This is a genomic window from Luteibacter sp. HA06 (genome assembly GCF_054061215.1).
Genome location: NZ_JBSSDZ010000001.1, coordinates 1,988,512 through 2,000,717 on the forward strand (window position 1 = coordinate 1,988,512; position 12,206 = coordinate 2,000,717).

At 62.3% G+C, this 12,206-nt stretch carries 11 protein-coding genes; 7 read left to right on the forward strand and 4 right to left on the reverse strand.

Annotated elements, in window-relative coordinates:
- The first annotated feature begins 112 nt into the window (after positions 1-112).
- The 5 genes from ACVWWJ_RS09120 to ACVWWJ_RS09140 all read left to right on the forward strand — a co-directional run bounded on the left by ACVWWJ_RS09120 (position 113) and on the right by ACVWWJ_RS09140 (position 5,845).
- Complete coding sequence (locus tag ACVWWJ_RS09120; protein ID WP_456967503.1) at positions 113-658, forward strand: c-type cytochrome; 546 nt, start codon at positions 113-115, stop codon at positions 656-658.
- A gap of 445 nt (positions 659-1,103) precedes the next feature.
- Positions 1,104-2,540, forward strand: a complete 1,437-nt coding sequence (locus ACVWWJ_RS09125) for a catalase (protein WP_456967504.1) — start codon at positions 1,104-1,106, stop codon at positions 2,538-2,540.
- Positions 2,541-2,608: 68 nt separating this feature from the next.
- Positions 2,609-3,868: a 5-aminolevulinate synthase gene (gene hemA, locus ACVWWJ_RS09130; protein WP_456967505.1), complete on the forward strand. Its 1,260-nt coding sequence runs from the start codon at positions 2,609-2,611 to the stop codon at positions 3,866-3,868.
- Position 3,869: 1 nt separating this feature from the next.
- Positions 3,870-4,913: a ferrochelatase gene (gene hemH / locus ACVWWJ_RS09135; RefSeq protein WP_456967506.1), complete on the forward strand. Its 1,044-nt coding sequence runs from the start codon at positions 3,870-3,872 to the stop codon at positions 4,911-4,913.
- Positions 4,910-5,845 carry a LysR substrate-binding domain-containing protein gene (locus ACVWWJ_RS09140; RefSeq protein ID WP_456967507.1) on the forward strand — a complete coding sequence of 312 codons (936 nt, stop codon included), beginning with the start codon at positions 4,910-4,912 and terminating at the stop codon, positions 5,843-5,845. Before hemH ends, ACVWWJ_RS09140 begins: the two co-directional genes overlap by 4 nt.
- A 185-nt stretch (positions 5,846-6,030) precedes the next feature.
- Here ACVWWJ_RS09140 and ACVWWJ_RS09145 read toward each other — a convergent pair whose 3' ends face one another.
- The 3 genes from ACVWWJ_RS09145 to ACVWWJ_RS09155 all read right to left on the reverse strand — a co-directional run bounded on the left by ACVWWJ_RS09145 (position 6,031) and on the right by ACVWWJ_RS09155 (position 8,253).
- Entirely contained in the window at positions 6,031-6,582 is a 552-nt protein-coding gene (locus ACVWWJ_RS09145) for a hypothetical protein (protein WP_456967508.1), read from the reverse strand.
- Positions 6,583-6,719: 137 nt separating this feature from the next.
- The gene (locus ACVWWJ_RS09150; protein ID WP_456967509.1) at positions 6,720-7,346 is read right to left on the reverse strand and encodes a MarR family winged helix-turn-helix transcriptional regulator; all 627 of its coding nucleotides are present in this window, start codon (positions 7,344-7,346) and stop codon (positions 6,720-6,722) included.
- A 112-nt stretch (positions 7,347-7,458) separates the two neighbouring features.
- A complete protein-coding gene (locus ACVWWJ_RS09155) occupies positions 7,459-8,253 on the reverse strand; it encodes an SDR family NAD(P)-dependent oxidoreductase (protein WP_456967510.1) in 795 nt (264 codons plus the stop codon).
- A 77-nt stretch (positions 8,254-8,330) separates the two neighbouring features.
- Between ACVWWJ_RS09155 and ACVWWJ_RS09160 the strand changes: the two genes are divergently transcribed.
- Entirely contained in the window at positions 8,331-8,711 is a 381-nt protein-coding gene (locus tag ACVWWJ_RS09160) for a winged helix-turn-helix transcriptional regulator (protein WP_456967511.1), read from the forward strand.
- Between the two features lie 1,198 nt (positions 8,712-9,909).
- Complete coding sequence (locus ACVWWJ_RS09165) at positions 9,910-10,701, forward strand: hypothetical protein (protein ID WP_456967512.1); 792 nt, start codon at positions 9,910-9,912, stop codon at positions 10,699-10,701.
- 423 nt (positions 10,702-11,124) lie between these two features.
- Here the strand turns inward: ACVWWJ_RS09165 and ACVWWJ_RS09170 are convergent, their stop codons facing one another.
- Entirely contained in the window at positions 11,125-12,075 is a 951-nt protein-coding gene (locus ACVWWJ_RS09170; RefSeq protein WP_456967513.1) for a LysR substrate-binding domain-containing protein, read from the reverse strand.
- Positions 12,076-12,206: the final 131 nt, after the last annotated feature.

Sequence of the window (12,206 nt, forward strand, 5' to 3'; positions counted from 1 at the left end):
CCGGCCTGTCTCCACGCCCGCCCGCGCTTGTTTGCTGGCACTTTGCGTCCTGCTCTCGCTCCCGTCGGCGGCGGCTGCACAGTCATCACCCCAGGCGACCGGTGCGGCATCAATGACCACGGCACTTCCTCTTGAAGTGTGCAGCGCCTGTCACGGTAGTCACGGCGGCGGTTCGGAAGCGGTAGGGGCGCCTCGGCTGGCTGGCATGAACCGGGACTACCTCGCTCATGCCTTGACCATGTTCAAAAACAAGACCCGCGTGAGCGACGTGATGCAGCCCGTAGCGCAAGGGCTCTCGGACGACCAGATAAATGGACTCGCAGACTATTTCTCCGGCCAGCGTCCTGCCGTCGCGCCAGTCACACACACCCCCTCAGCGGTCCTGATTTCAGATGGAAAGCGTCTTGCCGAAAATGGTGGTAAAGGCGATGTTCCTGCCTGTTTCAGTTGCCACGGGTCTTCTGGGGGAGGCAACGGGGCGCGCTTTCCGGCGATTGCAGGTCAACCGGTGTCGTTTTCCATCGCGCGGCTGCGCGAGTTTCAAGCACGGGCAAAATCGTCTCCGCCCAAGGCGGGGTCGATGACTGAGGTGGCGTCGAAAATGGACGACGCGCAGATCGAAGCCGCGGCTGCCTACTTTTCTGTGATCAAACCTTGAGGTCCCACTGACTAGCGGGCGGGCGCTCGCGTGCACTGTGACTTCGCGTTACCACCAAAGACACGAACAATGGCCGCGTCTGGCTCCGAGCGTATGCCTGCCTTTGGTGCCATCAGCCGCACAAGCGGAAGCAACGGGTGCGTGCGGCTTCGCTTGCGAAACGGGAGCAGTGAGGGGCGCTGGACGCAAGCCGTGCGGGGTCGCCCTGCTGTGTTCAGTGTCCTCTCTGCCTTCCGGCGACGAGGCAGGGTCTGCGGGAGCCCGACATCAAGCGGCACTCACCGGGCAGGTATCGACGGCGGGCGCCGCCGGGGAAAATGGTATTCATAGCTTAATGCTATCGAAGGATTCGGAAATATGAATTTCCCTTATCTGGATGCCGCGCCTAGAGTTTGCTGCACGCTGCGACTGCCGCAGTTCCCCAAAACAGCCCAGGTTAAGACCCATGAGCAAGCTGACCACCGTGTTTGGCGCCCCTGTCGCCGACGATGACAACACCATGACCGCAGGCCCGCGCGGCCCCGCATTGCTCCAGGATGTGTGGTTCCTTGAGAAGCTGGCGCACTTTGACCGTGAGGTCATCCCCGAGCGCCGCATGCACGCCAAGGGCGCGGGCGCCTTTGGCACGTTCACCGTCACCCACGATATTACCCAGTACACGAAGGCGATGATTTTCTCGGAAGTGGGCAAGAAAACCGAGATGATGGCGCGCTTTTCGACCGTTGCCGGCGAGCGCGGGGCGGCAGACGCCGAACGCGATATCCGAGGCTTTGCACTGAAGTTTTACACCGAGCAGGGCAACTGGGACCTTGTTGGCAACAACACGCCCGTGTTTTTCATCAAGGACCCGTTGAAATTCCCGGACTTGAACCACGCCGTCAAGCGTGACCCCCGCACCGGTCTGCGTTCTGCCGACAACAATTGGGACTACTGGACGCTGCTTCCGGAAGCCTTCCACCAGGTCACCATCGTCATGAGTGACCGGGGGGTGCCCAAGTCCTTCCGTCACATGCATGGCTTCGGTAGCCATACCTACAGCTTCATCAATGCCCAAAACGAGCGCTTCTGGGTCAAGTTCACCTTCAAAACCCAGCAGGGCATCGAAAACCTGACTGACGCCGACGCCGGCCAGGTCGTGGCCCTTGACCGGGAAAGCAACCATCGTGACCTGTACGAGGCCATCGAACGGGGTGAATTTCCGAAGTGGACGTTGTACGTGCAGGTGATGCCGGAGGCCGAAGCGGCAAACACCGCCTACAACCCGTTCGATTTGACCAAGGTGTGGCCACACGGCGACTACCCGCTCATCGAAGTCGGTTTCTTCGAGCTCAACCGCAATCCGGAAAACTTCTTCCAGGACATCGAGCAGGCTGCGTTTGCACCCGCAGTGATTGTCCCTGGCATCGGTTTTTCCCCCGACAAGATGCTGCAGGGCCGACTTTTCTCGTATGGCGACACGCAGCGTTACCGGCTTGGTGTGAACTATGCGCAGATCCCGGTCAATGCACCGAAATGCCCGGTCCACTCGTACCATCGCGACGGTGCGATGCGGGTTGACGGCAATGGCGGCGGCTCGGCGCACTACGCACCCAACTCCAAGGGAACCCTGCAGGCGCAGCCGGACTTCTCCGAGCCGCCGCTGGACCTGGGCAATGCGGTAGCCAAGCGCTGGAACCACCGCGAAGACACGGACTACTTCTCGCAGCCGCGCAAGCTGTTCGAGATGTTCACAGCAGAACAGCGCCAGCGTCTGTTCGACAACACGGCCCGTTCCATCAAGGGAGCATCCCAGCCGGTCGTGCAGCGTCATATCGACAATTGCACGATGTGTCACCCGGAGTACGGTCAGGGTGTCGCTGAGGCAATCGCAAGGCTCGGCTGACCCGAACCCGTGAAAGGAATCGACGGGGCCGCCCTGGCCCCGTCTGCCCAAGTCAAGGCATGGTACCCATGGTCGATTATCTCAAGCACTTTGAACACAGCATCGACGCCCTGAAAAAAGAGCGTCGTTACCGTGTCTTCGCCGATCTGGAGCGTCAGGTCGGACGCTTTCCAAAGGCGATGCTGCATGGCGCCGAAGGCGCCAGGGAGGTGACGGTATGGTGTTCAAACGACTATCTCGGAATGGGCCAGCATCCGGATGTGATTGAGGCGATGCGGCACGCTGCGCTGTCCATGGGCGCCGGTGCTGGCGGTACGCGAAACATCTCGGGAACCCACCACGCCATCGTGGAGCTGGAAAGTGAGCTTGCCGACTTGCACGAAAAGGAGGCGGCCCTCGTATTTACATCTGGCTACGTGTCAAATCTCGCCGCCATTGCAACCCTTGCCCGGCTATTGCCCGACTGCATCATTCTCTCTGACGCGCTCAACCACAACTCCATGATTGAGGGCGTCCGCGCTTCCGGCGCAGACAAACGCGTCTGGCGCCACAATGACCTTGACCATCTCGAGGAATTGCTCATTCGCGCGGGCGACCGGCCGAAGCTTATCGCCTTCGAGAGCATCTATTCGATGGACGGCGATGTTGCGCCCATTGGCGCCATTTGCGACCTCGCGGAAAAGTACGACGCCATGACTTACATCGATGAGGTGCACGCAGTGGGCATGTACGGCGAGCGCGGAGGCGGCATTGCGCAGCAAGAAGGCCTGGCCGACCGCATCGACGTAATCGAGGGAACTCTGGCAAAGGCTTACGGCACGCTTGGTGGCTACATCGCTGGCAAGCAGGTCGTCATCGATGCCGTCCGCTCGCATGCACCGGGTTTTATTTTCACCACCACACTGCCTCCTCCTGTTGCCGCGGCAGCGACTGCATCTGTGCGGCATCTCAAGACATCGCAAACCGAACGGGCAGGGCAGCAGGCAGCCGTCCGTGCAACACGAAGCGCGCTTTTGGAAGCAGGCTTGCCGCTTATGGAGAGCGTCACGCATATCGTGCCGCTGCACGTCGGCGACGCCGACCTGTGCAAGCGGGCGAGCGACATGCTGCTTGACCGGTTTGGCATCTACATTCAGCCCATCAATTACCCAACAGTGCCCCGGGGAACCGAGCGGCTCCGGATTACGCCAACCCCGTTCCATGCCACGGATCTTGTCTACCTTCTCCGGGATGCTCTGGTGGAAGTTTGGCGTGAACTCGGATTGCCTTTTGGAGCCGCGTTCCCCGAGCAGGAACACCGCTCTGTTGCTGCCCTGGCGGGAGGATGAAATGAACAAGCTCCGCAGCTCTGTCCAGCTGGTTGCCGAGTCACGGCAGCGCGGCAAGGTTGGCATCTTGCTCTCAAATCTCGGAACGCCGGACGGAACCGACTACGGGTCGGTCCGACGCTACCTGTCGGAGTTCCTCTCCGACCGAAGGGTCATTGAGCTGCCGAAACTCCTTTGGCAGCCAATCTTGCAGGGCGTGGTGTTGCTGCGGCGCCCCGCTGCGAAGGGCAAGGACTACGAACGCATCTGGAATCGGGAACTCAATGAGAGCCCGCTCAAAACGGTCACTCGCCAACAGGCCGTCAAGCTCGGCGAGTGGGCAACGGACATGTTTGGAGAAGGGAGTGTTGCCGTCGATTGGGGCATGCGTTACGGGAACCCGTCCATCAGTGACGCCGTGTCACGGCTCACCGATGCCGGCTGTGACCGCATCTTGATGTTCCCGCTCTATCCCCAGTACTCGGCAACCACGACGGCCACGGCAAACGACCGGTTCTTCGAAGTGCTGCGAAGCATGCGCAACCAGCCAGCTGCGCGTGTGGTGCCTTCGTATTTCGACGACCCTGCCTATATCCAGGCGCTTGCGCGGTCCGTGAGAAACAAAATCGCGACACTGACCGAGGAGCCAGAAGTGGTTATCGCATCGTTCCACGGAATTCCCCAGCGGAATGTCCGGCTCGGTGACCCGTACTACGAGCAGTGCCAGCTGACCGGCGAGCTCTTGCGGGAAGCACTTGGCTTGCCCGCCACCCGTTTTCGGACCACTTACCAGTCTCGCTTTGGCTATGCCGACTGGCTGCAGCCCTACACCGACGCGACCGTTCGCCAGCTCGCACGTGACGGCATTCGCCGGGTTGCGGTGTTGTCGCCGGGATTTGTCGCCGATTGCATCGAGACCGTTGACGAAATCGGCCGGGAGAACGCCGATTTCTTCCGCGAGGCCGGTGGAGACACCTTTACGGTCATTCCATGTCTGAACGACAGCGACGACGGGATGGCTGTGCTGCAAGACTGTGTGTTGCGTGAAACGAGGGGCTGGCTGTGAGGCGCGCCCTGGTCGACAGTCCCCAACCCGAGACGCTTTCGGGCATGTCGCTTCGGGACTTCGAGTACGTGGTCGCCATTGCCGATTCGGGCAGCTTCATGCGGGCGGCCGAACGCTGTGGGGTGACCCAGCCATCGCTGTCGGTGCAGATACGACGGCTTGAAGGCCGGCTCGGTACCGTCTTGTTCGAACGAACGACACGAAAGGTCATGGTGACCGAGTCTGGCGCGCGGCTTGTCTCTCAGATGCGCAAGGTGTTGGGCGAAGCCCACACACTGCTGGACATGGCGCTGCGACGCGAGCATTCGTTCGGGGGTACGCTCCGCCTCTCTGCCATTGCGACGCTCGGGCCTTATTATTTTCCACAGGTCTTGTTCGACATCCAGCGGAACCATCCGGATGCGGCGCTTATCCTCGGCGAAGGAAAGACGGACGAGTTGCTCGCAGCCCTCACCAGGGGCGATCTGGATGCGGTGCTGGTTTCAGCGCCCGTGTCCGACTCGTCGTTGACCCGTGCGGCGATTTTCGAAGAGCCGTTCCGCCTGGCTTGCCGTGTCGACCATCCCAGTGCCGGGGCCGACGGCAACCTCTGGGCGCGTCTGCATCCGCACGAACGTCTCTTGCTTGAAGAAGGGCACTGCCTCCGGGAACAGGCGCTTGCGGCCTGTGCGGACGTCGCCCCTGAGCGACGTGCTGCGACCAGCCTCGAGACCTTGCGGTACATGGTGGCGGCGGGAGAAGGCTGCACCCTGATGCCCCAGCTGGCGACCACGCCGGTCGATGGCGTCGTCTATCTCCCGCTGCCCCCACAATTTGCGCGCACAATTTTGCTGGTGTGGCGTAAGAGCGACCCGCGCACGGAAGAGTTCAGGGCTCTGGCCAATACCCTGCGTGCCAGCCGACATCCACGGTTGGTCGAAGCAGTCCACTAAGATCCGTGAAAGCGGTTTGCGCGTTGGTCGCAGCATCAAAGCGCGGATGAGCCACCACGCCAGTGCCCGCTCCCGGCACGGGGAAGTGCCAGCGTTCAGCACCTGAACCCGTGCAACACATCTTTCAGGCCAGACATCACCACTGCGTTCTTCCTCAGAACCGCGGGGTCAATGAAAAAAGGGACCTACAGCGAGTAAGGCTTGCGTTCGGGGCTCGCGGTGCCTTCGGCCTCGATGGCTTCAACGAGCGTAAATGCCACGTCCTGGGCAGTGACGTTGGCGGAATCAGGCAACAACTCGTTTGCGCGCAGAAGCTCAATATCTTCGGCACTGAACACAACGACGCGGCCGAGCTCCTGGAGCGAACGGCCCAGACGGTGTACCACTGCCGGGTGTGGTCGAGCAGCGGGGACTGTCGCCCAATCGACTTCGGGCACGGTCGCCCAAAGTTCCGCGAGACCCGGCTGCGCCGGATCTGCTTCTTCATGCCCGGCCGCTCGCGGGATGCTCTGTCCGTCGATGGCTTGAGCATCAACCTCACGCTCGATTGCCAGGAGAGCCTCCATGGCATCCATGAGACGGCCGTACGGCTCAAACGAGCAGGCAAAGTCTTGCCAGGCGAGGAAGAAAACAGGCGCGCCGTCGGCAAGCCCTGAAGCGCGGTGGTGCTGTGCGTGCGCGCTTATCAACAATACCCCGGAGCGGTGACCACGGGCGAGCGGGCGGATGTTTGTCATGTCGGTCTCCGGATTGCATCGATGTCCCAAGGACAAAGTCTGGTGGAAGACCCCTTTGTGACGTGTAGTCTGCTTTCCTGATGTGCATGTTCCGTTGCGTAGCCGCGAACATTCCATCCTTGCCGGCGGTGCATGACTCACCGCGGAGGTGGTTCCCAATCCTCCACGGCGTCCTGCATTCTCGAGATGACGAGAACAAACCGGCGTTGGTCGGGTGCAGGAATGCCTCTAAGCAAGGTTTGCACCACACGCGCCTGAACCCGTTCCAGGCTTCCGGTCAGGTCGGGCGCCGCGCCGGTTCGAAACAGGAGGCGCAAGCGGCCGTTGGAAAAATGATCGCGTTTTTCTATAAGACCGGCGGAAACAAGGTGACGTGTATGCTGGCTGGCCATGACCTCGCTGAAATCAAGGCGACGTCCATATTCCCCTTGCGGCAATCCGGGCTCATCTTCCACAGCTCGAAGGAGCCGCGCCTGACCGATGGTCAGGCCCAAAGCGGCATACTGGCGCGATACGAAAAGATGCAGCTGCGCCGCGAAGTCCGAGAGCCTGTCCAAAGCGTCGTCCTGCAAGTCCTCGCCGCAGGCAGCCCCGTCAGCGGCGGCGTGTACGGATTCGCGCTCGTTCCAGAGGTAGTTTCGAAACACCACGCGCTCCTCAGGGAAGGGCGGATTTTCCAGGCCGCCACCCGGGCCGTTCGGCCCAGATGACAGGTGATCCCGACCGGGCGCCCATCTCGCTTGCTTGCCTGGATGCATCGACATCGAATTCACCCTGGAGCACAGGCAAGGACAGATGCCCGCAGCTCACCACAACGGGGATGCTTGCGCGCTCCCGTGTCCCTGGAAAAGGCGGGCACAAACGTGCCTGCCGCCATCAAACGCGGTAGCGGGGGGCAACTTCCTTGCGGGAGAGATTGGGGCCCATCGCGGCGCGGGCTGACTCAAGTGCGATGAACTGCCCTTCGTCATGGAGCCCGGGGATGGTGATGACTTCACCGCGGTCGTACCCGAGCATGCCGGCGTCGACGAGGTCGACCACTTCCATCACCATCCCCGGCATGATCTCGTCCGGATTTTTGCCCGTCTGTTCCCAGATATCGGTGCGCGTTGCACCGGGCAGCACGGCCTGGATGCGCACGTTCGTCCCTGCAAGCTTCGGTGCGAGACCGAGGGTAACGTTGACCATGTGCGACTTGGTGCCGCTGTAGATGCCGTCCATCATTTCCGGGGCGTAAGCGAGCACCGAAGCGATGTTGATGATGCCCCCCTTGTCGCGGGCAAGGAAGATCTTGGCGGCAGCAGCCGTCAGCAGGGTCGGGGCCGTTGTGTTGATGGCGAGCAGCTGTTCGATGGCGGCCCCGTCATTTTCCAGAATGCTGCCTTCGAGGGAGATGCCGGCATTGTTGACGAGCAGCGTCACTGACGGGTCGTCAGCGAGGATTTTTTCAACAGTCGCGACGCCGTCCCGCTGGCCAAGATCCGCCTTCACGGTCGAGACGGTGCGGCCCGTCGATTCCCTGACAGAGGCAGCCAGCGCATCGAGGCGGTCCAGGCGACGCGCCACCAAAATCAGGTCGTAGCCACGGGCGGCCAGGCGTTCGGCGTACACCTTGCCGATGCCAGACGACGCGCCAGTGACGATTGCAGTGCCGAGGGACTGGGTATTCATGGGGAAGCTCCGGGTGTGGGTTGTAAAAGAATATCGACTCAGTTGCACTACGATAGTGATGTCGATAGCATTATGCAATGGACACCGAGAAACTTTCCTCCACCCGCTGCGCCGTGTCGCGCGCCCTGGCCCTGGTCGGGGATGCCTGGAGTGTGCTTATCCTTCGGGACGCCAGCCTTGGGATGACACAGTTCGATCAGTTCCGCTCCAGCTTGGGCATTGCGCCGAGCATCCTGTCCCGGCGCCTGAAGGCGATGACCCATGCGGGCGTTTTGGAAAAGCGGCAATACAGCGCGCGTCCGCCCCGGGACGAATACGTGCTGACCGACTGTGGTCGCGACTTCATCCCGATCCTCAATTCGTTGGGCGAGTGGGGCATCCGGTACAACGGTCACGGTCTGTCGTGTGGCACGGGCGACGACGGAAGAGGGGCGACGGAGGATGTCTTGGGTCGTTGAAAAACGGGAGGCATCGAGCCCGAATCGCTGAAAGCGCGACGTGGGTGGTGAACGGGCTTCGATCATGTGCTGTCCGGGCACCGCGCGCCGCCCCATCCCGCCCGTTGCCGCAGTGCCAAACCCCGGTTTGGGCCGCCTGCATCTCGGTGTCTTGACCATGCGAGCGAGAGCGTCCGGACAAACCCATGCCACGGCCGATGCACCCGGTCCGAACTGACGACAGGGAATTGCCGGCCTCGACGTCGAGGCCACCTTTCTGGTTCGGTGCACGCGGTCTTCCCTCCGCGGGTCCCCGACCCGGAGTCGGGCCTCGCCTTGGCCTGCATTCGCCAGCAGCCACCTGCACGCACCCGCGACGGCAACAGGGACCTTCCCGCGCATAAACCCCTCCCCAGATGAAATTGAAAAATTGAGCAAGGTGTCGCGTCTGCAACAGTGGCTTGACGTCTCTTGCCGTGCTTGCCGGTTCCTCGTTGCCTTGTCAAAAACGGATTTCGTGGGCGCTCATCCCCCGACCACGCCGTTATGATCGGCCGCGGTCGCCGGAGACGGCGCGCCGTTGCCAGCAAGACCTGCGGAAGACCGGCAGCCTGCGTTGCAAGGACCGCGAGCATTTGCGCAGTGGATGCGGGCGTTGCCACGGCGCTCGCGCCCGTCGTTCGCAAATCCGTTCGTCAGCGCACGCGCACGTACACCTTGGAGCGCAGGGGTGCCCCGCTTCTTGCGCGCAAGACCAGCCGTGTGTCTGCACCTATGCGTTTGTTGCGCTCCAGCCCGGCGTCAGCGCGCGGGTAATAAGAAAACCCTATGAGTGCGATTTGATCAATCAAATTCCTGTCTCGCCTATCCCGCCCTATAGTCAACGTGCGTCCTGGGCCACCGGCTCGCGCGCCGCGAGTCCGCGACTTTCCAGGTCGGGTCCCGTGTCGTCTCCCGCCTGAGCCGTGTCAGCAGCCCGGCAGGGCGGGAGGCGTTTTTTCAGCGTCGAATCTCGCCGTCCTCTCCAACCACGGCGAACCCGGCTCTCACGCGCGGATAACTCATATGCTTGCTTGGGCCGTGTTCTTCGTGCGTCGGCAGCTAGAGTGACCGGCTGCGCAGCGCTTCCGGGTCCGGATTCGCCCCGTGTTCGCCACGCAGCATTCCACGGTGCCTGGAGCCGGTAACGGCCAGGCCGTAACCGCGACAAAGGACATGCATGGCCTCCGGGCGTCCAGCAGAGTGGCGTACAAAAGACGTCACCATCAGAGAATTTTTCAATCTCGACATTGGTGGCGCCGCAGCCAGCGAGGCCCGGGCTCCTAGCGCCGGAGAGGCTGGTGGATCGTTTGGCGAGGCCGCCAAACGGCCCGGCCACATTGCCGTCCTTCTGTCGCACGCCTCGTTTCGCCGGATGTTCGAATCGGTCAGCGCCGACACGTACGTCAGCGTCGTCGTCGTCGCCTGCTATTTCGGCGTGCCCAAAGCAATCCTGGAGCGTCAACTGGCGCTCCGTTTTGGCAATGGCCGTCCGTGGCGTCCTGCACTGGCCGAGCGTCGCACGTCAGGTTCCGGCGCGCCGGCGTCGACGGTGTCGAAGTTGCTTTGGTCATTTGTGCTCAACGAGCTTGAGCCTGTACTCGACGGTGCCGTTGCCGACGCGGCTTTGAAGCGCAGCGAGAAGATGCGTGCGGTCAGGCGGAAAATTCGCGGGCGCCCTGTGCCCTTGCTCCGGCTTGGTGATGTCATCGACAGCACCCTGTTCGTCGTCGACGGCCGGTCGCGAATAGTGGGCGGGCTCGGCCAAGGTCACATTTCCGCAGAAGCGTTTATTGACCTGATGGATGCGGGCGGAAAAATCGAGTCGATGAGTGCAGTCACCGCACTGGGTCGACCGTGGACTTCAAGCGGGGCGAGGCTGCCTTGGGAAGAGGCCGTGCGCGCGTCTCTCGCCCAGGCGACCGGGTTGATTGATGGCATGCTTCGTCGGGGGGCGGTGGCGACAGGCTGATCGGGCTTACGCTGTGTGCCACCATTCACCAGCATTGCCGCACCTCGTGCACAACAATATGCGCCCTGCGGTCGCACGAACCGACCCTTGCGCAGTAGGCCATTCTCCGTCCGTGTCGATACCATCGGCCTGCGGTCAGCGCGCGGTGAGAGACGGCGACCGGCCATGGCGGGAAGGGGCGCCAGACGCGTTGCCTGTGGTGTTCCCGGGCGAGCCGGGGCGGGAGCGAAGCACCCTGGAGCGCGTGGGACCGCTGCAAGGCGGGCGTTAGGGCAGGGCGGAGCCACGGGATGATTTTTGGCGTTCCCTTGGAGCGCGTCACTGCATCGATGGCGACCGTTTGCCGGGCAACAGTGCCAGCCCGACACTGGTTGAAGCATTTCGCTCGAACTGCCGGCCCGACCGGCTGCCGCCATCTCGCGCCTAAGCCAGCCGGCGCACCTGTACAGCGCCCGCGGTGGCCGTAGGGCTGTCCGTATCCACCGGGGGCTTGCCCTGAAACCGCTCGACCAGATAGTCAATAAATGCCTGCGCTTTTCCGGGATTGCGTCTGCCTGCGGGCGTGACGATGCTAAGCGCCTGCGGCGGGGCCGCATGGCTGTCGAGGACCTCCACCAATGCGCCTGACCGGATATCGTCTGCGAAGAGCCACTCTGGACCATGGCCCATGCCAAGGCCCATGAGCACACAAGCCCTGACATACTCGGCATCATTGCTGCGAACCCTTCCTCGCGGCTCGACGGTCAGGGCCGACTCTCCGTCGCGGTAACGCCAGGGAAGGGCTGCCCCCTCGGATATGCAGGCCACACAGGGCATCTTTTCGGTGTCTTTGGGATGACGCGGTGAGCCGTGTTTTGCAAAATACGCGGGGGTACCCACCGTAACGTCCCTGACGGTACCGATGCGCCTGGCGACCATCGACGAGTCGGCAAGGGCTCCTGTGCGAATGGCAAGATCGACGCCTTCGGCGACGAGATTGACCATGCGTTCGGACATCTCGATGTCCACGAGCACCGCCGGGTAGCGCTCAAGGAAGCCGCGTACATGCGGTAGCACGTACATCCGGCCGAGCGACGGCGCCATGGTGACGCGCAAGATGCCTGACGGCGATGTCTGGCCTTTTTCGATACGGGCTTCAGCTCTCTCGAGCCCGTCGAAAATCTGGCGCACTTGCGTGTAATAGATGCGACCTGAGGCAGTCAGGGTAAGATCCCGGCTGGCGCGGCTGATGAGTTCAACCCCGAGAGCCGCCTCCATCGCCGACAGCTGCTTGCTGGCGGTCGCACGCGAGACACCGCTCGCACTCGCAGCCTGCGACAGGCTGCGCAAGTCCGCAAGACGGATGAAAAGCTGCATTGCCTCGAGCTTGTCCAAGAATGTTTTCTCTGCGCGAACGGGCTTGCACCCGCCCGGATGGCTTTGTCATCGAGCTAACACACTTATTTTGCAGCCTCTTTGCGTGGCTGTGCACCCCCCATTTGGGGGCCGTGGCACCGCAGGAGGCT